This is a genomic window from Halopseudomonas pelagia CL-AP6 (genome assembly GCF_000410875.1).
Taxonomy (GTDB): Bacteria; Pseudomonadota; Gammaproteobacteria; order Pseudomonadales; family Pseudomonadaceae; genus Halopseudomonas; species Halopseudomonas pelagia.
Map to the genome: position 1 here is coordinate 1 of NZ_AROI01000035.1, position 24,205 is coordinate 24,205.

At 58.3% G+C, this 24,205-nt stretch carries 22 protein-coding genes; 10 read left to right on the forward strand and 12 right to left on the reverse strand.

Annotation, left to right across the window (positions count from 1 at the left end):
• Nucleotides 1-61 precede the first annotated feature (61 nt).
• From pssA to K787_RS0119500, 4 genes are all read right to left on the reverse strand, one after another.
• A complete protein-coding gene (pssA, locus tag K787_RS0119485) occupies nucleotides 62-898 on the reverse strand; it encodes a CDP-diacylglycerol--serine O-phosphatidyltransferase (protein WP_022964490.1) in 837 nt (278 codons plus the stop codon).
• A 124-nt stretch (nucleotides 899-1,022) separates the two neighbouring features.
• Nucleotides 1,023-2,039: a ketol-acid reductoisomerase gene (ilvC, locus tag K787_RS0119490; RefSeq protein ID WP_022964491.1), complete on the reverse strand. Its 1,017-nt coding sequence runs from the start codon at nucleotides 2,037-2,039 to the stop codon at nucleotides 1,023-1,025.
• Between the two features lie 48 nt (nucleotides 2,040-2,087).
• Nucleotides 2,088-2,579: an acetolactate synthase small subunit gene (ilvN, locus tag K787_RS0119495; protein WP_022964492.1), complete on the reverse strand. Its 492-nt coding sequence runs from the start codon at nucleotides 2,577-2,579 to the stop codon at nucleotides 2,088-2,090.
• A complete protein-coding gene (locus K787_RS0119500; protein WP_028615126.1) occupies nucleotides 2,579-4,303 on the reverse strand; it encodes an acetolactate synthase 3 large subunit in 1,725 nt (574 codons plus the stop codon). The genes ilvN and K787_RS0119500 overlap by 1 nt, the downstream gene beginning before the upstream one ends.
• Before the next feature lie 428 nt (nucleotides 4,304-4,731).
• On the opposite strand from K787_RS0119500, the gene K787_RS0119505 reads away from it, so the two are divergent.
• Nucleotides 4,732-5,166 (forward strand): DUF4124 domain-containing protein, encoded by a 435-nt coding sequence (locus tag K787_RS0119505; protein WP_022964494.1) that lies wholly within the window; start codon nucleotides 4,732-4,734, stop codon nucleotides 5,164-5,166.
• A 2-nt stretch (nucleotides 5,167-5,168) separates the two neighbouring features.
• Here the strand turns inward: K787_RS0119505 and K787_RS0119510 are convergent, their stop codons facing one another.
• The 3 genes from K787_RS0119510 to mrcB are packed head-to-tail and all read right to left on the reverse strand — an operon-like array spanning nucleotide 5,169 to nucleotide 8,484.
• Nucleotides 5,169-5,501, reverse strand: coding sequence for a YqcC family protein (locus K787_RS0119510; protein ID WP_028615127.1), 333 nt, complete (start codon nucleotides 5,499-5,501; stop codon nucleotides 5,169-5,171).
• Nucleotides 5,498-6,139 carry a tetratricopeptide repeat protein gene (locus tag K787_RS0119515; protein ID WP_028615128.1) on the reverse strand — a complete coding sequence of 214 codons (642 nt, stop codon included), beginning with the start codon at nucleotides 6,137-6,139 and terminating at the stop codon, nucleotides 5,498-5,500. The genes K787_RS0119510 and K787_RS0119515 overlap by 4 nt, the downstream gene beginning before the upstream one ends.
• 23 nt (nucleotides 6,140-6,162) lie before the next feature.
• Nucleotides 6,163-8,484 (reverse strand): penicillin-binding protein 1B, encoded by a 2,322-nt coding sequence (gene mrcB, locus K787_RS0119520; protein WP_022964497.1) that lies wholly within the window; start codon nucleotides 8,482-8,484, stop codon nucleotides 6,163-6,165.
• Between the two features lie 146 nt (nucleotides 8,485-8,630).
• On the opposite strand from mrcB, the gene K787_RS0119530 reads away from it, so the two are divergent.
• The 3 genes from K787_RS0119530 to K787_RS0119540 all read left to right on the forward strand — a co-directional run bounded on the left by K787_RS0119530 (nucleotide 8,631) and on the right by K787_RS0119540 (nucleotide 11,635).
• Nucleotides 8,631-10,178 carry a bifunctional aminoglycoside phosphotransferase/ATP-binding protein gene (locus K787_RS0119530; RefSeq protein WP_022964499.1) on the forward strand — a complete coding sequence of 516 codons (1,548 nt, stop codon included), beginning with the start codon at nucleotides 8,631-8,633 and terminating at the stop codon, nucleotides 10,176-10,178.
• A 202-nt stretch (nucleotides 10,179-10,380) separates the two neighbouring features.
• A complete protein-coding gene (locus K787_RS23850; protein WP_040641167.1) occupies nucleotides 10,381-10,662 on the forward strand; it encodes a TfoX/Sxy family protein in 282 nt (93 codons plus the stop codon).
• Nucleotides 10,663-10,840: 178 nt separating this feature from the next.
• On the forward strand, nucleotides 10,841-11,635 hold the full coding sequence (locus tag K787_RS0119540; protein ID WP_022964501.1) for a cyclic nucleotide-binding domain-containing protein: 795 nt from the start codon (nucleotides 10,841-10,843) through the stop codon (nucleotides 11,633-11,635).
• A gap of 272 nt (nucleotides 11,636-11,907) precedes the next feature.
• Here the strand turns inward: K787_RS0119540 and K787_RS0119545 are convergent, their stop codons facing one another.
• Genes K787_RS0119545 through K787_RS0119555 form a run of 3 tightly spaced genes read right to left on the reverse strand, consistent with a single transcriptional unit; the run spans nucleotide 11,908 to nucleotide 14,580 of the window.
• Complete coding sequence (locus tag K787_RS0119545) at nucleotides 11,908-12,765, reverse strand: ChaN family lipoprotein (protein WP_022964502.1); 858 nt, start codon at nucleotides 12,763-12,765, stop codon at nucleotides 11,908-11,910.
• 7 nt (nucleotides 12,766-12,772) lie between these two features.
• Complete coding sequence (locus tag K787_RS0119550) at nucleotides 12,773-13,534, reverse strand: heme ABC transporter ATP-binding protein (protein ID WP_022964503.1); 762 nt, start codon at nucleotides 13,532-13,534, stop codon at nucleotides 12,773-12,775.
• Nucleotides 13,534-14,580 (reverse strand): FecCD family ABC transporter permease, encoded by a 1,047-nt coding sequence (locus K787_RS0119555; RefSeq protein ID WP_022964504.1) that lies wholly within the window; start codon nucleotides 14,578-14,580, stop codon nucleotides 13,534-13,536. The genes K787_RS0119550 and K787_RS0119555 overlap by 1 nt, the downstream gene beginning before the upstream one ends.
• A 183-nt stretch (nucleotides 14,581-14,763) precedes the next feature.
• Here K787_RS0119555 and K787_RS0119560 point away from each other — a divergent pair, with 183 nt between their 5' ends.
• Complete coding sequence (locus tag K787_RS0119560) at nucleotides 14,764-15,102, forward strand: Rieske (2Fe-2S) protein (RefSeq protein WP_022964505.1); 339 nt, start codon at nucleotides 14,764-14,766, stop codon at nucleotides 15,100-15,102.
• On the opposite strand, the gene sfsA is transcribed toward K787_RS0119560, so the two are convergent.
• Both sfsA and K787_RS0119570 read right to left on the reverse strand, forming a co-directional pair.
• Nucleotides 15,074-15,820, reverse strand: coding sequence for a DNA/RNA nuclease SfsA (sfsA, locus tag K787_RS0119565; RefSeq protein WP_022964506.1), 747 nt, complete (start codon nucleotides 15,818-15,820; stop codon nucleotides 15,074-15,076). The genes K787_RS0119560 and sfsA overlap by 29 nt on opposite strands.
• Nucleotides 15,814-16,992: a pyridoxal phosphate-dependent aminotransferase gene (locus tag K787_RS0119570; RefSeq protein ID WP_022964507.1), complete on the reverse strand. Its 1,179-nt coding sequence runs from the start codon at nucleotides 16,990-16,992 to the stop codon at nucleotides 15,814-15,816. Before K787_RS0119570 ends, sfsA begins: the two co-directional genes overlap by 7 nt.
• Nucleotides 16,993-17,213: 221 nt before the next feature.
• On the opposite strand from K787_RS0119570, the gene dksA reads away from it, so the two are divergent.
• The 5 genes from dksA (at nucleotide 17,214) to K787_RS0119595 (ending at nucleotide 23,437) form a co-directional block, all read left to right on the forward strand.
• Entirely contained in the window at nucleotides 17,214-17,657 is a 444-nt protein-coding gene (gene dksA, locus K787_RS0119575) for an RNA polymerase-binding protein DksA (protein WP_022964508.1), read from the forward strand.
• A gap of 116 nt (nucleotides 17,658-17,773) precedes the next feature.
• The gene (gene gluQRS, locus K787_RS0119580; protein WP_022964509.1) at nucleotides 17,774-18,673 is read left to right on the forward strand and encodes a tRNA glutamyl-Q(34) synthetase GluQRS; all 900 of its coding nucleotides are present in this window, start codon (nucleotides 17,774-17,776) and stop codon (nucleotides 18,671-18,673) included.
• Nucleotides 18,674-18,829: 156 nt separating this feature from the next.
• Nucleotides 18,830-19,024 (forward strand): hypothetical protein, encoded by a 195-nt coding sequence (locus tag K787_RS25155; protein WP_169337545.1) that lies wholly within the window; start codon nucleotides 18,830-18,832, stop codon nucleotides 19,022-19,024.
• Nucleotides 19,008-21,959 carry a sensor histidine kinase gene (locus tag K787_RS0119590; protein WP_022964511.1) on the forward strand — a complete coding sequence of 984 codons (2,952 nt, stop codon included), beginning with the start codon at nucleotides 19,008-19,010 and terminating at the stop codon, nucleotides 21,957-21,959. Before K787_RS25155 ends, K787_RS0119590 begins: the two co-directional genes overlap by 17 nt.
• A gap of 38 nt (nucleotides 21,960-21,997) precedes the next feature.
• Nucleotides 21,998-23,437, forward strand: a complete 1,440-nt coding sequence (locus K787_RS0119595; protein ID WP_022964512.1) for a sigma-54-dependent transcriptional regulator — start codon at nucleotides 21,998-22,000, stop codon at nucleotides 23,435-23,437.
• Nucleotides 23,438-24,205: the final 768 nt, after the last annotated feature.

The following is a 24,205-nucleotide window of genomic DNA, read 5'->3' on the forward strand; positions in this document are numbered from 1 at the left end:
GGCTGAGAAAAAACCGTCAAGGGTTAATTGACGGTTTTATTCAAAGAAGTCGCAGAGAGCCCTACGCCTCAGGCGTGGGTTTCTGCTTGCTGCGCCAGCGCCACAGAGCCTGGATCGGGCCGGATACGGTGTAAGCGATAAAGATGAACCACAGAATCCGTGAAGGATCGGTAGAGATGATCGCGAACACCAGCACCACCAGCAGGATGACGAAGAACGGCACACGTCCTTTAAGATCCAGATCCTTGAAGCTGTAGTAGCGCACATTACTGACCATCAGCAAACCGGCCAAGGCGGTCAGCACGCCTACCAGGAAGCTGATATCACCGCCATCAACACCAAAATCGCTCAACGCCCAGACCATACCGGCAACCAGGCCTGCGGCTGACGGACTTGCCAGGCCGGTAAAGAAGCGCTTGTCCTCAGACTCGTCACCTATGTGCGTATTGAAGCGCGCCAACCGCAACGCTGCACCGGCCAAATAAATAAACGAAAATACCCAGCCCACTTTACCCAGATCAGCCAGCGCCCAGCTGAATACCACCAGAGCCGGCGCCACACCGAACGCAACCATATCTGACAGCGAGTCGAACTCGGCGCCGAACGCGCTTTGAGTATTGGTCATGCGCGCTACACGGCCATCCAGCCCATCCAACACCATCGCCACAAAGATGGCGATTGAAGCGTTGGCGAAGTTGCCGTCCATAGCACTAACGATGGCGTAAAAACCGGAGAAAAGCGCTGCAGTGGTGAACAGGTTGGGTAGCAGGTAAATCCCGCGGTGCCGGATCTTCTTGCCATCAGGACCTGGTACTTCTTCTATATGTTCGTCAATGGGCAGCATCGCGTGCGCCGCATCCATGTCGTCTTTTGGGTCGTGCTCGTGCTTCTCAATCATGGGGATACCTTGCTGCATTAACAGAACTACAGTGTGGCAACACAACCAGTGCATTACCAGCCCTTGCCACCGGGCACAAAAAACGCGGCCGGGGCCGCGTTCTCTTTGACTGATGCAATACCGCTTAGTTCTTGGACTTGTCCACGATCTTGTTCGCGGAGATCCAAGGCATCATGCCACGCAGCTTCTCACCGACCTGCTCGATCGGGTGCGCTGCGTTAAGACGACGGGCAGCGGTCATGGACGGATAGTTGTGCGCGCCTTCGGCAATAAACATCTTCGCGTACTCGCCAGACTGAATGCGCTTGAGTGCATTACGCATGGCTTCGCGAGACTCGGCGTTGATCACTTCCGGACCGGTGACGTACTCGCCGTACTCGGCATTATTGGAGATCGAGTAGTTCATGTTGGCGATACCGCCTTCATACATGAGGTCAACGATCAGCTTCAGCTCGTGCAGGCATTCGAAGTAGGCCATTTCGGGCTCGTAACCGGCCTCAACCAGCGTTTCGAAACCAGCCTTGACCAGCTCAACAGCGCCACCACAAAGCACCGCTTGCTCACCGAACAGATCGGTTTCGGTCTCGTCCTTGAAAGTAGTCTCGATGATACCGGTACGACCGCCACCCACGCCGGAAGCGTAAGACAACGCGACATTCTTGGCATTGCCGGAAGCGTCCTGGAATACCGCGATCAAATCAGGAATACCGCCACCCTTGGTGAACTCGGTACGCACGGTGTGACCCGGGGCCTTGGGTGCGATCATGATCACGTCCAGGTCCTTGCGCGGCACAATCTGGTTGTAGTGGATGGCAAAACCATGAGCAAAAGCCAGGGTAGCGCCCTGCTTCAGGTTCGGCTCGATCTCGCCTGCATACAGCTGAGACTGGAACTCGTCTGGCGTCAGGATCATGATGATATCGGCAGCGGCAACGGCGGCCGGAACGTCAGTGACCTTCAGTCCATGGGCTTCAGCCTTGGCAATGGAAGAAGAACCGGGGCGCAGGCCCACAGTGACGTCGACGCCGGAATCCTTCAGGTTGCAGGCGTGTGCATGGCCTTGCGAACCGTAACCGATAATAGCTACTTTCTTGCCCTGGATGATGCTCAGATCACAATCTTTATCATAATAAACGTGCATAAAATTCCCCTGTTTCCTGTTCAGGCCCTTACGGACCTGCTGTCTAAATTAGATGCTCAACACTTTCTCGCCACGGGCGATGCCCGATACGCCGGTGCGCACCACCTCGATGACCGTGGTTGGGCCAACTGCTTCAATAAAGCTGTCCAGCTTGTCAGACGTGCCTGCCAACTGCACGGTATACACGCTGCTGGTCACATCAACGATCTGACCGCGGAAGATATCAGTGGTCCGCTTGACCTCGGCGCGCTGCGCGCCGGTGGCCTTGATCTTCACCAGCATCAACTCGCGCTCGATGTGCGATCCTTCGGATAAATTCACCAGCTTGACCACCTCGATCAGCTTGTTGAGGTTCTTGGTGATCTGCTCGATGACTTCATCATGCCCAACCGTGGTCAGCGTCAGACGCGACAAAGTCGGATCTTCGGTCGGCGCAACGGTCAAGGTCTCGATATTGTAGTTACGCTGGGAGAATAGCCCGACAACACGGGACAAGGCGCCAGGCTCGTTTTCCAGCAATACGGAAATAATGTGTCTCATCACGTGCGCTCCGTCTTGCTCAGCCACATATCGCGCATGGATCCATCCTTGATATGCATCGGATACACATGCTCGGAGTTGTCCACTCGGATATCCATGAACACCAGTTGTTTGCTGTTGGCAAACGCCTGCTCCATCGCTGGCTTGAGGTCTTCCAGTTTGTCTACCCGCATACCGACATGCCCGTAGGACTCGGCCAGTTTGACAAAATCAGGCAGCGACTCCATGTAGGAATGCGAGTGGCGGCTACCGTACTGCATATCTTGCCACTGGCGAACCATTCCCAACGCCTGGTTGTTCAGCGTAATGATCTTCACCGGCAGATCGTATTGCAGGCAGGTGGACAGCTCTTGAATGTTCATCTGGATGCTGCCTTCGCCGGTGACGCAAGCCACCTGCGCATCGGGATAATGCAGCTTGACGCCCATGGCCGCTGGCAAACCAAAGCCCATGGTGCCGAGCCCACCGGAGTTGATCCAGCGATTAGGTTTATCAAAGGGATAGTATTGGGCAGCAAACATCTGATGCTGGCCAACATCGGAGGTCACATAGGCGTCACCCTGAGTTACTTCCCACAGAGTCTCAATAACCGTCTGCGGCTTGATGATCGAACCGTCGCCCTCGTCATAGGGGAACATGCGACCTTCGCCACGCCATTCACGAATCTGTTTCCACCAACTGGCCAGTGATTCCTTGGCCGGGCGCAGGTTATGCTCCTTGACCATGGCGACCATCTCGGTCAACACGCTGTCTACCGGACCAACGATAGGCACGTCAGCGCGAATGGTTTTGGAAATGGATGCCGGGTCGATATCCACATGGATGATCTTGGCATTCGGGCAAAACTTGCTCGCGCCATTGATAACCCGATCATCAAAACGCGCACCGACGCAGAGAATCACATCGCTGTGGTGCATGCTGACGTTGGCGGTGTAACTGCCATGCATACCCAGCCAGCCGACAAACTGCGGATCGGTACCTGGATAAGCACCCAGACCCATCAACGTATTGGTTACCGGCACACCCAGTTCGCGCGCCAGCTCGGTCAGTTGCGCCGCTGCGCCACCGAGGATCACACCGCCACCGGAATAGATGATCGGCCGCTTGGCCTCAACCATCAGGTCCAACGCTTTGCGGATCTGCCCGGAATGACCACGAACGGCGGGATTGTAGGAGCGCAGCTTGACCTTCTTCGGGTAGCTGTACTCGAACTTCTCAGCCGGATTGGTCATGTCTTTCGGAATATCCACAACCACAGGGCCAGGGCGACCGCTCTGGGCGATATAAAAGGCCTTCTTGATGACTTCCGGAATATCCCGCGGATCCTTGATCATAAAGCTGTGCTTCACGATGGGACGCGAGATACCGACCATGTCGGTTTCCTGGAAAGCGTCAGTACCAACCATATCGCTGGCGACCTGACCGGACAGGATAACCATGGGGATGGAATCCATGTACGCCGTAGCAATGCCGGTAATGGTATTGGTCGCACCCGGACCGGAAGTGACCAGCACCACGCCGGCCTTGCCGGACGCGCGCGCGTAGCCATCAGCCATATGCGCGGCCGCCTGTTCGTGGCGAACCAGAATATGCTCGACATCGTCCTGACGGAAAATCGCATCATAGACGTGCAGCAAGGCACCACCGGGATACCCGTAAATATATTTAACACCCTCGTCACGCAATGAGCGGACGACCATCTCAGCGCCGGATAAAAGCTCCACTTTAGAATCACCTCTAGCTTGCCACTCGCCATCTGGACGGTAGCAGGGTACCTGTTTACTGCTCGGCAGAGCATTGACAACGGTGGTCGTCATGCATCAGCTTGACTACGTGCAATGGAGGCAGGCTCTATGGTGATGCCGGAGCCGCCTCACCCAGCGCGAGGTAGCGCGTGCGGGTGCCAGGCCAGGGGTCGGCGGGTTTCGCCACCTGGATTGAGCAACAAAGCCAGCTGACCCGGAGACCGTGTGGGTTCCGTTAACAGCCTGCTTATGTGAACCCCGAATTGTTTACACTCGGACGCGACAAGTCAAGCCAAGTTAGACAAAAGCCGCACAACTAAGCTCCGTCAATACACAGCTGTGTCCCTTTTTGCCGGATTGGCTATAGTAACGGCTCTCGACACTTCTCAAGCAGGAATGGAAACCGCATGTACAAGACGCTCATTGCCCTGACGCTCAGCTTGCTCAGCAGCGCCGCCAGCGCAGAACAGATGTATCGCTGGGTAGACGATCAAGGCATACCCCAGTTCGGACAGCAGCCACCGCAAGGCAGAAGCTATCAACGCGTTGACATTATTTCGGCCCCACCGCCAGGCGGCACGCTGCGCGCCCCCGCCCCCTTGACCAAGTCTGAAGCTCCCAGCGAAGAGCCGCGCCAGAACCAGGCCGCCAACGATAAAGCAATGGAAGCCCAGCGGCTGGAACAATGCCGGCAACTGCAGGCCAATTTGCACACCATGGAAACTAACCCACGCCTGAGCCGCACCAACGACGCGGGCGAGGTTGAACGTATTGGGGAAGACGAACGCCAAGCGCTGATCACTCAGACCAAAATAGATCTGGAGAACTACTGCAAAAACTAGCGCTACAGCAGTTTGTGCGATAGCTGATCAATCTGCGCCAGCACGACCAACAAGGGCTGCTGGCGACGCCCAAGGTGAGCGAAACTCTGCTCACCCATCGGCATAATGCTGGCGCCAGCAGACAACCTCTCACGCCGCGCAGCGATCCCGCCTAGACGAGGGATGAGTATCCACTGCAACCATTCTTCGAAGCTCAGCGTATCGATACAGAAAGGCGCGGCGCTGCTCATGCGATCCGCTGCAGGCGGTGCAGCAGCCCAGAAACCGAGTTCGCGCAAAGCTCGCTCTAGCTCAAGCAATGCCTGCGCCATCTCATCCCAAGGCGACTCACTCACAGATTGACGCGGGCCCGCTGACGCGCTTCAGCCGCGCCGGCTGCGTTGCCCATTTGCTCGCGCGCCTGGGCAACCAACTCCCACAGCCCCGCCTGCAATGCTGGCCGCCCAGCCGCAAACGACAGACCACGTTGGGCCATTTGCTCTGCCTGCGCAGCATTACCCTGCGCCAGACGGACCTGGGCCAGGCGATAGAATACCTGAGGCTCGCGCGGCGCTATCCGCATGGCACGCTCCAAACTCGAAGAAGCGCCACCCAGATCGCCACGCGACTCTTGATCACGCGACACCGTCAGTAGCGACAACACCGGCCCATCAAGTTGCTCATCCTGTTGCAGGCCGCCGCTCTGCGGGGCAGCGGGGGCGGAAGAGCCGCCTTGCTGCAACGTCGGCTGCGAGTCCACGGGGAAGGATTCGATCGGACGAGAACTGCCCGCCTGATCCGGTATCATCACGACCACGCCACCACCGTCATCAATGACCTGCGGCTGTTGCTGCGAGGGCCGCATGCCGGCTCCCGACTGCATATCTTCGTTGGATACACTGCGCCCCGAATCCACCACCGGGATATTGCCGCCACCAGAGGCACAACCGGCCAGCAGCAGTATCAAACCGGCCAGCAGCCCCATCTTGTTCATCGTCATCATTACGTCCTCTTGCTTCATTGCAGCCAGCCCCGAATTGTATCCAGCACCTTATTAGCGCCTTCTTTCAGACCTTCCGTATCAATCAATACTTCGCAACCGGGGCCTGGCAGCGGCTCATAGCCGGATCGAAATGGCGCCTGAATCGCGCCCGGACAGCTCTGATCACTACCCAGCCCGGTCGTCTCATCAATCCAGGCCATGGTAATGCCGCCAGGTGGTACGTTGGAAAGGCTGCGCGGATAAGCCTGCCCCATAAAGGCACTCCATACTTGCAGAGCGCCTGAAGCACCGGTCAATCGCGTAGGACCATTATCATCCCTGCCCAACCAACTGACCGCAACCAGATCATCGGAAAAACCGGCAAACCAGCTATCGCGCAGATCATTGGTAGTCCCCGTTTTACCAGCCAGGCGGATACTCGACGGCACCTGGTTGTAGGCAGAGCGTCCGGTGCCTTGGGCCATAACCCGTGACATCCCCTCCTGCAGCAGGTACACCGTTGCCGGGTCGAAACGCTGCTGCGTCTCAAAGGGGTAAGGCCGCAGTGGCTCGCCCTGCGAGTCCAGTACGTTACGAATAGCCCTGAGCGGGGTACTGTAACCACCGGTTGCGATAGTTTGGAACATATCCGTCACCTGCATCGGCGTCATCGCACCCGATCCCAGCAACATGGCCGGCAAGGGTCGCCAGTTATGCCTTACGCCCAGACGTTCAACCGTTTTCAGTACTTCAGGCACGCCCACATCCATACCCACTCGCACAGCAGCCTGGTTATAAGAGCTGGCCAACGCCTTGTGCAATGGCACCCATCCGTGGCTAGTACGGTCATAGTTCTGCGGTGTCCAGGTCTTGCCTGGCTCGGCCTGCAGCGTCATTGGGGCGTCTTCGACCAAGGTGGTCAATGCATATTGCTGGGGCTTTTCCAGTGCGGTCAAATAAATAGCGGGCTTGATCAGCGAGCCAATCGGCCGTGACGCATCCAGCGCACGATTGAAACCGGAATAACGTGGGTCGCTACCGCCCACCAGCGCCAGCACCTCGCCCGCCTGTGCGCTGGTCACCACCATGGCTGCCTCAATGGGGATATCACCGTCGGCAGGGCCCAGCCGTTTGACCGTCTCCTGCACGGCTTTTTCCGCCTTGTTCTGCAATAGCGGATCAAAGCTGGTGAATATCCGCAGGCCCTCGCTGGTCAGATCCTCGTCGCGGTAATCTTCCTTGAGCTGACGTTTGACCAAATCCATAAAGGCCGGGTAACTGGTGTCTGCCATGCTGCCACGCACAGACACATCAAGATCGCGCTTTTGCGCGTCTTCGGCCTGCTCCTGGCTGATCATGCCCTGCTCTGCCAGCATACCAATCACCAGATCGCGACGCGCCTTGGCGCGCTCGCTGTGGCGGCGCGGATTATAGTAGGAAGGTCCCTTGACCATAGCCACCAGCAGCGCGACCTGATGCAACTGCAATTCGTGCAGAGGCTGGGCAAAATAGTACTGGCTCGCCAGGCCGAACCCATGCACGGCACGGCGACCATCCTGGCCGAGAAAGACCTCGTTCAGGTAAGCCTCAAGAATCTCTTCCTTGGGATAATGCACCTCGAGCAGAATGGCCATGATAGCCTCAGTGCCCTTGCGTACCAGGCTGCGCTCACTGGTGAGATAGAAATTTTTCACCAATTGCTGGGTCAGCGTGCTGCCGCCCTGGACCACGCCACCAGCGACCGTATTGACATATATAGCGCGCATGATGCCTTTGGGCGATACCCCGAAGTGCTGGAAGTAGTCCCTATCCTCCGTGGCGATCAGCGCCTCGATCAGATGCGGCGGGGCTTGGTCCAAACGCACCAGAATGCGATCTTCGTTATGCGCAGGATAGATCCCGCCGATCAGCAGCGGTTCCATACGCGCCATCACCGGATCCTTGCTGCCGGACAGGGCCGCCACTTGGCGCCCGCTGAAACGCACACTCAAGCGCTGCGAAGGCTCGGTACCTTCAAAGAACTGGAATCCGCGGGTGTGCACATCCACCTGGCTGGCGGCGACCGCCATCTGACCCGGCTGGCGGACCGCCGACGCAGTGCGATAGCCCAACGCCGACAGTTCGGTAACAAAATCATCACGGCTCAACTGCTGGCCGACATACAGTTCCAGCGGTCTGGCAAACACCTTTGCGGGCACAGCCCAACGCTTGCCGGAGAACTTCTCCTGCACCACCGCATCCAGATAAATAGTCAGGCCCGCCAATAACACCAGGCCGACCAGACCCAGCTTGATCATCAGGCCCGACCAGCGACGCCAGAAACCCTGCTTTTTGCTTGCCTTGCGTTTTCTAGCCATATTCCCCTGCACCGTTACTTTATTACCCTGGAAGAACCCAGGATGAGTCCACCGGTCTCAACCAGCGATCAGAACCCTTTCAAGGTTGGCCTCTGCCTCACCAACCCGCATAATGCCTCCTTTGCCTGTCAAAGCAAGGATATACCGTGAGCCAGACACTCCTGAAAGCGCTGCAAAACCCCGACCTCTATGATCATCCCGTCAGTGGTTTTACCCTGATGGAGACGCATATCTCCTGGGTATTGCTCACGGGCGACTTCGTCTACAAAATCAAGAAACCGGTCAACTTCGGCTTTCTTGACTATTCCAGCCTCGAGCAACGCAAGCATTTCTGCGCGGAAGAGGTACGCCTCAACCGCCGCCTGGCGCCCGATCTCTACCTCGGCGTGATCGCAGTGCACGGCACTGAGACCGCGCCAACCCTGAATAGTGACGGACCGGTTATCGAATATATGGTCAAGACACGCCAGTTCCAGCAGCAGGATCTGCTCGGCAACCTGCAGCGTGCTGGCAAGCTGACAGCGGACCATATCGACAGCCTGGCAGCCAAGCTAGCGCATTTTCATCAGCAGATAGACCACGCCCCGCTGAGTAGCCCCTGGGGCCAACCAGACAACCTGCATGCACCGGTAGCCGACAACTTCAACGATATCCGCCCACTCCTTAGCTCTGATCAGGACCTGGCCCAGCTCGATCAGCTGGAACAGTGGGCGCATACTACCTTCCAACGCCTGATTCCCCAACTGGCACAACGCAAAGCCGAGGGCTTCGTGCGTGAATGCCATGGCGACATCTATCTGGACAACGTCACCCTGGTAGACAGCGAAGTCACCTTGTTTGATGGTATCGAATTCAACGACGCTTTCCGCTGGATTGATGTCATGAGCGACGTGGCTTTTATGGTCATGGACCTGGAAGACCGAGGCCTGCGCGAATTGGCCCAACGCTTTCTCAACGCCTATCTGGAGCATACCGGTGACTATGCTGGCCTGGCTTTACTCGATTATTACAAAGCCTACCGAGCGATGGTCCGGGCCAAAGTCGCGCTGTTGCGTCTTACTCAGGAAGGGGTCAGTGATTCGGAGCGCCAACAGGTACTGGCCCGCTACCAGGGCTATACCCAGCTCGCCGAGCGCTACACCTATGTACCCTTGCGCTTTGGTCTGCTGACGCACGGAATATCCGGATCAGGCAAGAGCACCATCGCGCTGCACCTGGTCGAACAACTGGGGGCGATCCGCATTCGTTCAGACGTTGAGCGCAAACGGCTGTTCGGCAGCGAAGGCAGCGGCGAGCTGAATGCCGGCCTTTACGCGCCCGAGCGCAGCGCCAAAACCTATGCGCGGTTAGCGAATCTGGCCGCGCAGATACTGGCTGCCGGCTACCCGGTGGTGGTCGACGCTACCCATCTCAAACACAGCCAGCGCGAAACCCTGCGCCAGGCCATCGAAGACCAGGGCGCGCCCTGCCTCATTCTGCAGTGCAGCGCGCCGCTAGACACGATTGAAGCCTGGATGGAAGAGCGCCGCCAGAAGGGCAGCGACCCCTCGGACGGCGATATCAACGTTGCCCGCCAACAACTGCAGCAGATGGAAGCGCTCACTGCCGACGAACAACCCATGAGCCTCCAGGTAGCGACAGACAGCACTGACAGCGTGGCCGAACTGGTCAGTCAATTGCGCCAGCGCTTCTAACACCTCACGCACAGTAGTGCGCCCGGCTGTACGTAACGGCCCAGGCGCACTACACTCGATCCAGGGAACCAATAAAAACAAGCCCGGATCATTTTATGCTCACAAAGCCACCGACTGCGGTCGGCCACTGCTGTCCGTTCAGCTCCGCTAACCCTGATATTGGAACTGCTTCCGCCACCCCTGTTTATGGGAGGGCATGATGATCAATGACGAGTTGCTGACGCTGCGCAACCTGGGCAAGACCTCGGCCCAATGGCTGCATGCAACAGGCATCCACAGTCGCGACGACCTGCTCCAGCGCGGACCGGTAGGGGCTTATTGTGCGGTCAGAGCTAGAGGGTTCAGAGCATCGAAATCACTCATGTTTGCGATTGCCGGCGCACTGGAAGATGTTCACTGGAATCAACTGCCCGCCGAATACAAGCAACAGTTATTGAAACAGCTCAAGGAGCATGAGACCCCAGGCCCGCCCCGCGAGATTTAAAAGCGACCCAGCTCACATTGCGATAGCAGGCGGCTTGCCGGCCTGCATCAGGCAATTTATGTTGGCAGTGTCCAGGCTCTCTACAGTATCTTAGGGTATAGCCGCCGAGTCTGCCGGGTGTAAACAACAGCGTATCTGACATCCCGGCAAGATGGGAAAACACAAAAGGAATTCGTCTATGTACCTAATCGGTGACCAGCCGCCCTACGCTGAGAAGCTCATCAATGCACTGCAGCTCATCCCCGCACAACTGCTCGACGGCCTGGCGCCCTTCGGCGAGCCTATTGAGCTCGATGCCGTCGACGACCTGTATACCCATATCGGCAACAACCGCATTTACCTGCTGCAAAGCGGTTTATTGCATGCCGAGATAGAAGAAAAACCGATTTTCTACGTTCAGGAAGGCGATCTGATTGGTCTGCGTCAGGGGCTTAACACGGCACCCTGCACCTACAAGAGCGAAGAAGCTCTGGTATTGGTGCCCTACGACCGGGAAGCACTGTTCAAGCATATCCACGCCAGCAGCCAACGCCAGGAACAGTTCACCCAATATATCCTCGGGCAGGCGGCGCTGATGTCCGATGCCCTAGCGCACAGCCGCCCGCCGGAAGTGCGTCCGGTAACCGGCTTCCAGCACTTCCCCGCTGGGGCAGAGCTGATCCGCCAGGGTGACGATGCCGATCATGTGTTTATCATCACCGAAGGGCACGCCGAAGCCTTTGTCGAAGGCATCAAAGTAGGCGACGTACAGAAGGACGAGATATTTGGTGCCATGGCCCTGTTTACCCGGGAAAAGCGCTCGGCCACGGTCAAGGCCAGCGCCCCTACCACGGTGATGATGATTCCTAAGGAACAGTTCCTGGCATTGATGCAAAGTAACCCGCGCATAGCCCACAGCCTGATTGAAAGCATGGCTCGACGCATCGACCTGATGAACAAAGAACTGACCCATTACAAGCAGGCGGTAAAATAATTCACATTAGCCCTTGACGTGAGAATGAGAATCTATATCATTAGCAACAAGTCATCGCGAGGTGACTTGTTGATAGCAGCTTGTTTCAAGCGGTTATCTCCTCATCAGGCTAATCACGGATTAGGCCCGCTCTCTGAGCGGGCCATTTTTTTGCCTGCATCTTACTACCCCCACGCTGCCTCTCTACACCCACAGACCGCCTGACTGCCAACACCTCGCGGCAGTCGATTGATCGGGCATAGTATGGCTATCAACAACGGGTAGACATCAGCTCAGCGGATGTCGGCGCAGTAATCCTGCTCCGCTGTGGCAGCGGTAACCCAGACGTAATCGGCCTCCCCGGCACCGGGTAAATCCGCACCGGCTTCGACCAACATCAGCACTACTGGCGCAATCTCAGCGGACCAGTGCAGCGGTACGCCCAAATCCTTGCGCACATGAAAGCTGCCGGCCAGGAGCAGGACCGGCGTCGGCGCGGCGGCAAGCACGGCACTCATGCGTTGATCACGACCCTGCTGGATCGCCAGCATGGCCGGCACCTGCGCCTCGGGCAACTGGCTGCAGTGCGCGTCGCGCATCATCTGGGCCAATTGCTCGCGAGCCCGTTGGTCATACACCGTCGCTAGCGGAACGGGTTCGGCGTACAGCGCACGCATGTCCTCCCGGGTAAGATTGGCCGCCAGCAACCGATCCGGCGTTGCCAGCCCCCAGCGTACCAGCGGCCCATACAACGCCCAATCCCAACCTTCAGCCCAATGCAGGCGTTGCTGCAACACTGAGGCATCAGGCAATGACTGTTTCTGGAGCTCATCCACGGCTGCCTGCTGACCGGTATCGAGCATCTCCAACGCCAATGCCGCCTGGGGGCGGCGGGCCTGCAACTGCTTCAGTAGCCACAGTTGCAGGCGATGGTGATCCGGATTGTCATGTTTTTCGCCGACCAGCACATAAGGCTCGCTAACCAGCCGCTCAAGCAGCTCTGCGGCTTGCAGCCATTCCCCATTGCCGGTATCCAGCACCTGCCCCAGGCGCGGGTGATCAAGCTCGCGCGGGCTAACCCAATCGGGCAAAGGTGCTGCAGCCAGCAGCGATGACAGCGTCATAAGTACAGTCGCAAACAGTACCTTCATCACCACCTCAGATAATCACTAACGGACAGTCCTGTTGCGGATGCCGATCGATCTTGACGCTGACGTCGAAGACCGCCTGGATGCGTTGGGCGTCAAGCACCTCCCAGGGACTGCCCAACGCCGCCATGCGCCCACGATCAAGCAGCAGAATACGATCAGCATAGCGCGCCGCCAGATTGAGATCGTGCAGAATCACCAGCACCGCGCCACCCCGCTGAGCCACCGCCCGAGCCTGAGCCAGCGTCATGTGTTGATGCGCCAGATCCAGCGAGGCCGTGGGCTCATCCAGCAACAGACAGGCGCCCTCCGACTCCCATATCTGACCCAATACCCGAGCCAGATGCACGCGCTGTCGCTCGCCGCCGGACAGCGTCAGGTAATTACGCGCACGCAGATGCGCAACATCCGCAGCCCGCATGGCCAACTCGATAATCTGCAGATCGCGCTCATGACCACTGTCATGCGGCAGACGCCCCATCGCGACAACCTCCTCACAGGCAAACGGGAACGCCAGTGTCGAGGACTGGGGTAACACCGCCAATCGCCGGGCGCGTTCAAGCGCCGGCCAGTCGCCCAAGGCTCGGCCACCCAGCTCGACACAGCCAGCATCGGCTGACAGTTCGCCGGTCAGGGTACTCATCAGCGTGCTTTTGCCGGCCCCATTGGTACCCAGTACCGCCAGCACCTCACCAGCAGCCAGGGTAAAATCGATGCCGTGCAGAATCCGGCAACCGCCACGTGCGCAGGCCAGTTGGTCGGCCTTGAGCATTACAGACCTCCCCGGCGCTGGGCGCGCAGCAGCAGTAACAGGAAGAACGGCGCCCCCAATAGGGCAGTAAGAATACCGATCGGCAGTTCGGCAGGTGCCAGCACTAGACGGGCAACAACATCGGCCAACAACAACAGGCCGCCGCCGAGCAGCATTGAAGCGGGAATCACCCGTCGATGGTCAGCCCCCAGCACCAGCCGCACCAGATGTGGCACTACCAGCCCGACAAAACCGATCAGCCCGGCGGCGGCAACGCTGGCACCGACTCCCAGTGCGGTCAACAGCACCAGCTCACGCTTGACCCGCTCGACATCAACACCCAGATGTCGAGCCTCGGATTCGCCCAGCAACAGCGCGTTCAGCGCCTTGGCCTGGCGTGGCAGACGCCACCAGACCAAGGCGCAGCACAGCGTCAGCACGCCCACTTTCTCCATATTGGCACCACCGAGGCTACCCATATTCCAGAACGTCAGTGTGCGCAGCATGGTGTCATCGGCAATGTAGCTGAGCAAACCGATAAAGGCGCCGCTGATCGCGGCAATCGCGATACCAGCCAATAGCATGCTGGCGACTGACGTACCCTGGGCAGTTTGACCCAGCCGATAGACCAGCAAGGTCGTCAGCACGCCACCACTAAAAGCACCAGCTACCGTGGCGTAGGGCATCCAGCCAGCGGGCAAACCGGACAACAGCCAGCCCCCCAGAACGATCATCAATGCCGCTCCCAGCGCCGCCCCGCTGGACACCCCGATCAATCCCGGATCGGCCAGCGGATTGCGGAACAGCCCCTGCATGACCGCGCCGGTCAGGCCCAAGGTTGCCCCGACCATCAACCCCATCAGGCTGCGCGGCAGACGAATATGTTCGATGATCAAGCGAGTGTCCGGCGCCACCTCGGTCAAACCGAGCAGGCTGCCAAGCGCTTTCAACGTGTCGAGCGGGTGAATCGCCACAGCACCAAGCGCCAGCGACAACAGAAACGCCAGAAGCAGCAGTACAGCCAGTAACAACATGATGACCGGCCGCAACCGGTGGGCAAAGTGCATACAACATCCTTAATTTACCGGGTCACTACGTACAGGGCAGTACCGGGCGCAAGTGCAACAAGGTATCAGCAATCGTCTGCGCGCAACCACTAAGGCTGGCTATAAATCGGCCAGAGCGCATTGGGCAAGCCCGCGACGACGGCAAAGCTGGCAAACACCGAGGCCGACAAGGATAATCGGCGGATGATTAATGACGATAACTTCCTGCCCACCCCGCTCTGCTCTATGGAGGCCCTGCCAGATCCTGGTAGTAAGGGCTTCGTGCATCAGGGCCAGGCACTGTTCGCGGTGCGCCAGGGCCAGCAGGTATTCGTCTATGAAAACCGCTGCCCGCATCGCGGCATTCCGCTGGAATGGGTGCCCGACCAGTTTCTCGACAGTTCCCAACGCCTGATTCAGTGCGCCACCCATGGCGCACTGTTTTTACCCGAGAGCGGCGAGTGTGTGGCCGGGCCCTGTGCTGGCGACTACCTGAAAGCACGCCCCTGCCATATCAGCAACGGTCATCTTTGGCTGGACTGAGGTCCACAGGTAGCTGGCCGGCAATGCGTAATCCCTCTGGCGTCGGAATCACCGACCAGGCGACAATCTCCACTCCAGCGGCGGCAGCCTGGCGTAAATACTGCCCATAGACAGGGTCAATCTCATCCGCCGGTCTGACCCGGCTGATACCGGAATGCATGACGCAAAACAGCAGGCAGGCGCGACGTCCGCTGGTGACTACCTCGATCAATTCCAGCAGGTGTTTCTGCCCACGCAAACTTACCGCATCGGGAAAAGCACCGATGCCGTCGCCCAGTTCCAGCGTCACGCTCTTGACCTCGACTACACATTCGCCAACCGAGCCTAGTGTCGGCTCACTCAGCAAAAAATCGAAACGGCTCACACCGCCCGGCAGTCGTACCTCCGGACGTTGTACAGCAAAGCCTGCCAATGGGCTGATCAGCCCAGCCTTGAACGCTGCAGCAACCACCCGATTGGCACGCGCACTGTGGATACAGGCGAGCTGCCCCGGAGCCACTTCAACCAGCTCCCAGGTTCCCGGCAACTTGCGCCCTGGTTTGTGCTGTATGTCCACCCAAACGCGACTCCCCGGCTGGGCACAGTTTTTCATCGACCCGGTATTCGGGCAGTGCAATACCAGCTCACGGCCATCGTCCAGCACAATATCCGCCAGAAAACGCTTGTAGCGCCGCACCAGAATACCCGGCAGCAGCGCTGGTTCGAACGAGATCAGCATGCTGGCCACTGCTTGAGGCCGAGCGCCAGACGGTCCAGCGCCTGCCCCAGGCGATCAATCGAAGCGGTATAGGCAAAGCGCACATGCTGATTGGCACGGTAATGACCGAAGTCCAGACCTGGAGTTACCGCCAAGTACTCGGTTTCGATCAAATGCCGGCACAGCGCATCACTCTCTCCGCCCAGTTGCTGCATATCGGCATAAAGATAGAAGGCACCCTGCGGTGTTATCGGGATGTCAAACCCCAGGTCTCGCAGCCCCGGCAGGAGAAAATCCCGACGCGCCTGGAACGCCTCGCGACGCGCTTCGCAGATCGCCTGGGTCTGCGCACTAAAGGCCGCCAAAGCCGCCTGCTGGGCCATATGGGGGGCACAGATGTACAGATTTTGCGCCAACTTCTCCAGCTCTGGTATGGCCGCCTCCGGCGCCACCAGCCAGCCCAGCCGCCAACCGGTCATGCCGAAATACTTGGAGAAACTGTTGAGCACAAACGCCTCGGGCGCCACTTCAAGCACCGAGCTGGCCTCACAGCCGTAGGTCAGACCATGGTAGATCTCGTCGACCACCAGATGGCCGCCAAGCCGCGCAGTTGTTTCGGCCAGCGCCCGCAATTCGGCTGCGCTGAGCATGGTGCCGGTGGGATTGGCCGGCGACGCGGCCAACACCGCCGCGCAACGGCTATCCCAGTGTTGCTCGATCAGCTCAGGCGTCAGTTGGTAAGCTGACTCCGGGCCGGTCGGCACCAACCGCGCCCGAGCCTCAACCAAGCGCAGAAAATGCCGATTGCACGGATAGGAGGGATCCGCCATTAGCACCTCCTGGCCAGCTTCCACTAGCAAAGCGCTGATCAGCAACAGCGCCGCAGAGCCTCCGGGTGTGATCACTACCCGACGTGGATCCAGATCTATGCCGTAGCGTGAGGCATACAGACCGGCCACGGCTTCGCGCAACGCGGGTATGCCCAGCGCTGGCGTGTAGCCGGTATGGCCCGCGCCCAGCGCAATTTGGCCGGCGCGAATAATCGGCTCCGGCGTAGTGAAATCCGGCTCGCCAATTTCCATATGAATGACGTCACGGCCTGCTGCCTCCAAGGCTTTGGCGCGAGCCAGCACCGCCATCACGTGGAAAGGTTGGATATCACGGCTGCGGCGCGCCCACTCTGGCTGGTGCATACTTCTCTCCGGCGAAAACCCCGAATCATACCTGCTTGGGCCCATCACAACAGCCCGCCGATCCTCTATATAGCAGGTGTAATTCACCTTCTAGCGGCAAACAGTAGCGCGCTTGGCGATGTTCTGGTAGTTTTGCCCGCTTGCACGCCAGTGGCTGCACTCTCAGGTCATCTAGATGTAGGCCTGACACAGGACGATCGAGCTAAAAGTGAGGGGTTCTCATGCCCAGCAATGCCAAAGAAAAAAGTTCTATGTTGATTCGCGGGTTCGCGCCCTACAAGGAAAAGAAAGGCGAAGAGTATATGAGCGAGCAACAGCTTGCGCATTTCGCCTCGATCCTCAACGGCTGGAAAAAGGAGCTGATGGAGGAAGTCGACCGCACCGTGCATCACATGCAGGATGAGGCAGCCAACTTCCCCGATCCGGCCGACCGTGCCAGCCAGGAAGAAGAGTTCAGCCTTGAGCTGCGGGCTCGCGACCGCGAACGCAAGCTGATCAAGAAGATCGACCAGACACTGCAGCGCATCGAAGACGATGACTACGGTTTCTGCGATTCATGCGGCGTAGAAATTGGTATTCGCCGCCTGGAAGCTCGCCCTACCGCTACTCTGTGTATCGACTGCAAAACCCTTGCAGAGATCAAGGAAAAGCAAGTAGGCAGCTGATCCGTCCGTCGGCACGGCCCATCCTTGCCCGCAACCGCTAGCAGGCTGGGCCGCCGCCGTACAGGCAAAGCTAGCTTTTGTTTCCCCGTGTTTTACCCAGCCAGGGCTGCATAGCCATGTCGGCAACCTCTCCCTATATTGGCCGTTTCGCGCCTACACCCAGTGGTCACCTGCATTTCGGCTCACTATTGGCCGCATTGGCCAGCTATCTTGATGCGCGCCATCACCAGGGCATCTGGCTGGTCCGTATGGAAGACCTGGATCTGCCCCGCAACAAACCCGGCGCTGCCCAACAGATTCTCGACACCCTGCACGCTTTCGGCTTGGACCAGGACGGCGAGGTATGGGTACAGAGTGACCGCCAGGCTTATTATGCCGATCAGATCCAGGCCTTGATCGATCAGGGCCAGGCCTATTACTGCGATTGCTCCAGAAGCGATCTGGCGCCCTTTCAGGGCATCTACCCCGGCACCTGCCGCGAGCGCCACTTGCCTGCTGCGCCCCATCATGCAGTGCGTGTACTGACCAAGGGCAGCACCTGCGAGTTTGTTGATCGGTTACAAGGGCCCTTCCGCCAGCAGCTGGAAGCCGAGGTCGGCGACTTTGTGATTCGCCGGCGGGACGGCATTGTTGCTTACCAGCTCGCGGTGGTGATGGACGATATCGCCCAGGGCGTAACCGATGTGGTGCGCGGCGCCGACCTGCTCGACTCTACCCCCAGGCAATTGTGGCTGTATAAGCTGCTCGGCGCGCCAGCGCCCCGCTACTTGCATATTCCGCTAGTAGTGCGCCAGCAGGGCGAAAAGCTCAGCAAGCGTCTGGGCTCCGCCGGTTTAGATATAACCCTCGCCGAAGACACCCTGTTCACCGCATTGGCCGCACTGTACCAGCGGCCGCCGGCGACCCTGCGCGGCGCCAGCATCCGCGAACAGCTGGCTTGGGCCAGCCGCCATTGGGATCCACTGCGACTGCCCGCGACCCTTGAAGTACCCCAGGAGTCACTGCCCATCAGTTAACTACTAACGCCTTCCGCCTTCGGCACGCTTGGCAGCCGCTGCCGCGCTGATTAACCTAGTGCATTATTTCTCGACCCAAGGCAACATGGCCGGCACTCGTTGCCGCCGTTGCCACCGCCCAGGTTGCCATGACATTTCTGGCACGGCACTGCTGGCATGACACAATGGAAGCCCATGTATATCTACCGCCTGGTTCTGCTGCTGGTCATTGGCATCTACCTGTTCTCCCCGGCCATCATGGACTGGTGGATTGAGCCACAGGGTGCCTGGTACCGGCCCTACGTTCTCTGGCTGATTCTGATCATCGCCGGTATCCTCCTGCAGAGCCCGAAAGATGCCGACGAGCTTTGAATTAAGCCACCTGCTGCTGATCAGCATCCTCTATTTGATGACGCTGTTTGGCGTAGCCTGGGTAACTGAAAAAGGCCTGCTGCCGCGCGCATTGTTGCGCCATCCAGCGGTATACACCCTGTCACTGGGCGTCTATGCCAGCGCCTGGGCGTTCTACGGCACCGTCGGCCTGGCCTATCAATACGGCTATGGTTTTCTTGCGTACTATCTGGGGATCTGCGGCGCCTTCCTGCTCGCGCCCGTGCTGCTCAGTCCCATTCTGCGCATTACCCGTACCTACCAACTATCCTCGCTAGCCGACCTGTTTGCCTTCCGCTTTCGCAGCACCCTGGCCGGCACACTGACCACCGTCTTCATGCTGATTGGTGTGTTACCGCTATTGGCCCTGCAGATTCAAGCGGTAGCCGACTCGGTGCAGATTCTGACCCAGGAAACCGGACAGGACACCGTGGCACTGGGCTTTTGCGTACTGATCACACTGTTCGCCATTCTGTTCGGCGCCCGGCACATTTCTACCCGGGAAAAGCACGAAGGCCTGGTGATTGCCATCGCCTTCGAGTCACTGGTCAAATTGATCGCGATTGGCATGGTCGGGCTTTATGCACTCTATGTGGTGTTCGACGGCCCCCAAGGGCTGGAGTCCTGGCTGACCAACAATCAGCAGGCACTCACTACCCTGCATACGCCTCTGCAGGAAGGCCCTTGGCGCACGCTGCTGTTAGTGTTCTTTGCTGCCGCCATCGTCATGCCCCACATGTATCACATGGCCTTTACCGAGAATATCAATCCCCGCTCGATGGCGGTGGCCAGTTGGGGGTTGCCGTTGTTCCTGCTGCTGATCAGCCTGGCCGTGCCGCCGATTCTCTGGGCCGGCCTGCATTTGAACGTACCGACCAATCCGGAGTACTTCACCCTCGGCCTGGGTATGGCTTCGGGCGCCAACTGGCTGACGCTGGTCGCCTTTGTCGGCGGCCTGTCTGCCGCCAGCGGCCTGATCATTGTGGTCACCCTGGCGCTATCCGGCATGGTCCTTAACCATCTGGTACTGCCGGTCTACCAGCCCAGTGCCGACAACAATATTTACCGCTGGCTGCTCTGGACTCGACGCACCCTGATCGCCACCATCATCATGGCCAGCTACGGCTTTTATCGGCTGCTCGGTGCCGAGCAGGACCTAGCCAACCTGGGTATTGCCTCCTTCGTCGCCACCGTGCAATTTCTGCCTGGCGCGCTCTCCGTACTGTACTGGCCGCAGGCCAATAGACGCGGCTTCATCGGCGGGCTTATTGCCGGGATGGCGGTGTGGACCATCACCCTGCTGCTGCCATTGATTACCGAGCTGACCGGCCTGCAGCTCTTTGGTCAGGCACTCAGTTTCAATGCCGATACCTGGCACCTGGCAGCCATTGCTTCGCTGGCGGCGAATATCTTCGTGTTTACCTCGGTATCGCTGTTCACGCAGCGCTCCATCGAGGAACGCAGCGCCGCTGAAGCCTGTTCAGTGGACAACGTCAGCCGCCCGCAGCGCATGGAGCTACTGGCCAATTCACCCCAGGAGTTCGCCCAGCAACTGGCCAAGCCGCTCGGCAACAAAACTGCACAGCAAGAGGTCGAGCAGGCGCTGCGCGACCTACAACTACCCTTCGACGAACGCCGCCCCTATGCCCTGCGCCGCCTGCGCGACCGGCTTGAGGCCAACCTGTCCGGCCTGATGGGCCCAGCGGTAGCGCAGGACATTATCGAAACCTTCCTGCCCTTCAAGCTGGCACGCGAGGGTTATGTTACCGAGGACATTCATTTCATTGAGAACCGGCTTGAGGATTACCACTCCCGGCTCACCGGCCTGGCGGCGGAACTCGACGCGCTGCGCCGCTACCACCGGCAGACACTGCAGGATCTGCCGATGGGCGTCTGCTCGCTGGCCAAGGACAATGAAATTCTGATGTGGAACCGCGCCATGCAAGCCCTCACCGGCATCAGCGCCGAGGCGGTGGTTGGCTCGCGCCTGGGCAATCTGCCTGACCCATGGAACGAACTACTTGAGCGCTTTGTTGCCGATCAGTCCGCGCACCTGCATAAACAAAAGCTCGTCAGCAACGGCCACACCCAATGGCTCAACCTGCACAAAGCCGCGATTGACGAGCCCGGCAACAATGCCTCCAGCGGCCTAGTGCTGCTGATTGAGGACCAGACTGAAACTCGCATGCTTGAGGACGAGCTGATGCACTCCGAACGGCTTGCCTCTATTGGTCGGCTGGCCGCAGGTGTGGCCCACGAAATCGGCAATCCGGTCACCGGCATAGCCTGCCTGGCGCAAAATCTGCGAGAGGAGTCTGACCAACCTGAAGCGCGGGAAATGGCTGAACAGGTGATCGAGCAAACCCACCGCATCTCACGCATCGTGCAGTCGTTGGTCAATTTCGCGCATGTCGGCAGCCGTCATAACAACGCCAACGACGAAGTCGACCTGGCCGCCTGCACCAATGAAGCGATCCACCTACTGTCGCTCAACCGACAAGGCCCGGAAGTGATTTATGTTAACCTGTGCCATCCAGACCATGTTGCCGCCGGTGACAACCAACGGCTGGTACAGGTATTGATCAACCTGTTGGGTAATGCCCGCGACGCCAGTAGCAACGGCGATCGCATCACCGTATCGACCCAACAAAACGAACATCAGGTCCTGCTGCTGGTAGAAGACCAAGGCAGTGGTATTGACAAAGCCATCATGGATCGATTGTTCGAGCCCTTCTTCACCACCAAGCAACCAGGGACAGGAACAGGGCTCGGTTTGGCACTGGTCTACTCGATTATCGAAGAGCACTATGGGCAGATCACCGTGGACAGTCCGGCAGATCTTACTCTCAAGCGCGGCACTCGTTTTACCATTACATTGCCGCGCTACAGCGTTTTGAGCACCGGTGCGAGCGTCTGACCTGAATAAGGCCGGACCGCCCACCGCATGAGGTTATTATGTCGCATATTCTGGTTGTTGAAGACGAGACGATTATCCGCTCGGCCCTGCGCCGCCTGCTGGAACGTCACCAGTATCAGGTCAGCGAAGCCGGCTCGGTCGGCGAAGCGGTCGAGCGCTTCGACCTGAACAGCTTTGATCTGGTCGTCAGTGACTTACGTCTGCCCGGCGAGCCCGGCACCGAAATGATCCGCAAGGCCCCCAATACGCCAGTGTTGATCATGACCAGCTACGCCAGCCTACGCTCGGCTGTCGACTCCATGAAGCTCGGCGCAGTGGACTACATCGCCAAACCTTTTGATCACGAAGAAATGCTCCAGGCCGTTGCCCGTATCATCAGCGACAGCCGTGCACGGCGCACCCAGGCCCCGAGTATCGGCGGACCTTCAGCCTCTGAGACCCCGGCAACAAAAGACACACCCCAGGTAGCTACCGGCAGTGGCCATTCCATGGGAATCATCGGCACCTGCGCGCCGATGCAGACGCTGTTCAAACGGATCAATAAAGTTGCACCCACTGACTCCACTGTACTCATTCAAGGCGAATCCGGGACCGGCAAAGAGCTGGTAGCCCGAGCGCTGCACGAAAATTCCAGGCGCGCCAGTGCGCCAATGATTTCGGTCAACTGCGCAGCCATCCCTGAAACCCTGATTGAGTCCGAACTGTTCGGCCATGAAAAGGGCGCGTTCACTGGCGCTACCGCCGGCCGCACCGGACTGGTTGAGGCCGCTGACGGCGGCACGCTGTTTCTCGACGAGATCGGCGAGCTGCCGCTGGAAGCACAAGCACGCCTGCTGCGGGTATTGCAGGAAGGCGAAATTCGCCGCGTTGGCTCAGTACAATCACACAAGGTCAATGTGCGCCTGGTCGCGGCCACCCATAGAGATCTTAAAACCCTCGCACGCCAAGGTCTGTTTCGCGAAGACTTGTTCTACCGCTTGAACGTGATCGAATTACGCCTGCCACCGCTGCGTGAACGCGGTGAGGACGTCATGCTGATTGCCCAGGCGCTGCTGACGCGCGCGGGCAGCAAAATGCATCAGCAGGGCATGCACTTCACCCAGGATGCAATGAATGCAATCCGCCTGCATACCTGGCCGGGCAACGTGCGCGAGCTGGAAAATGCCGTGGAGCGGGCAGCCATTCTGTGCGATGAAGACGCCATTACACCCGATCTACTGGGGATCGAACTCGACCTTGAGCATGAGCGCGCGTCCCAGGCTGCCAATGCCCTGGAAACCATGCAGCACGGCGACAGCCTGAGCAACGAACCCACCGAGGACCTGTCGCTGGAGGATTACTTTCAGCATTTCGTTCTTGAGCACCAGGAGCACATGACCGAAACGGAACTGGCCAACAAGCTCGGGATCAGCCGTAAATGCCTCTGGGAACGGCGCCAGCGCCTAGGTATTCCGCGTAAGAAGACCGCCAATTCCTGATGCCGCACAGCGGCATCAAAACCGCATGCCAGACGCTACGCGATTCAAAAAGACAAAAGTGTTACCTGTTACCCCCAGCCGCTTCACCTCAACTGTTACCCCCGCCACCTGACCCGTAACACTTCATCGGGTTGATAGGTAACGAATCCCGCCAAGCGCGACGAGACAAAAAACACATAAAATCATAAGTAATTGTTTTAAAACGAATTTTCAAAGTTGGCACAGCAAATGCTTTATATCTGGCATAACAACAATAAAAACCAAGCAACCATAATAAAAATAAAATCTGACTACACACACAATAAAAATAAAACGTGCGAGTCGTAGCAAACTGATTCTTTTGGAGAATGTGTCTCCACTCTGCGAACAGGATGTTCGATTGGACAGAGAAGAATAAAAGTTGCCTGAGCAACCCGACAGTCCAATGCCAATGATAGGCCTGAGTAGGATAATAAGCTTCCAAAGCAATCCGTTTGTTTTTGGATAACCCGGGATGGGTCGATCACAGGGCGACACTGTCGCCTCTGCCAAACAAAAACAAATGCTCTTGATAATAATAAAAATAATAAAACCATTAGGGGGAGTGGCCTACTCCCCCTGAGCTTTATTTCTCCGTCTATTTGCCCCTCCGAACACCCCTCTACAACACTGATATCCGCTTATAATTCAATTTTTGCCTCAATCAGGCTAGAATGCCGTTCATTCAAGTCAGGCAATCGGCTGCCATAGGCAGAGACGCTGCATCCAGCGATATGCTCTTCAGTGATT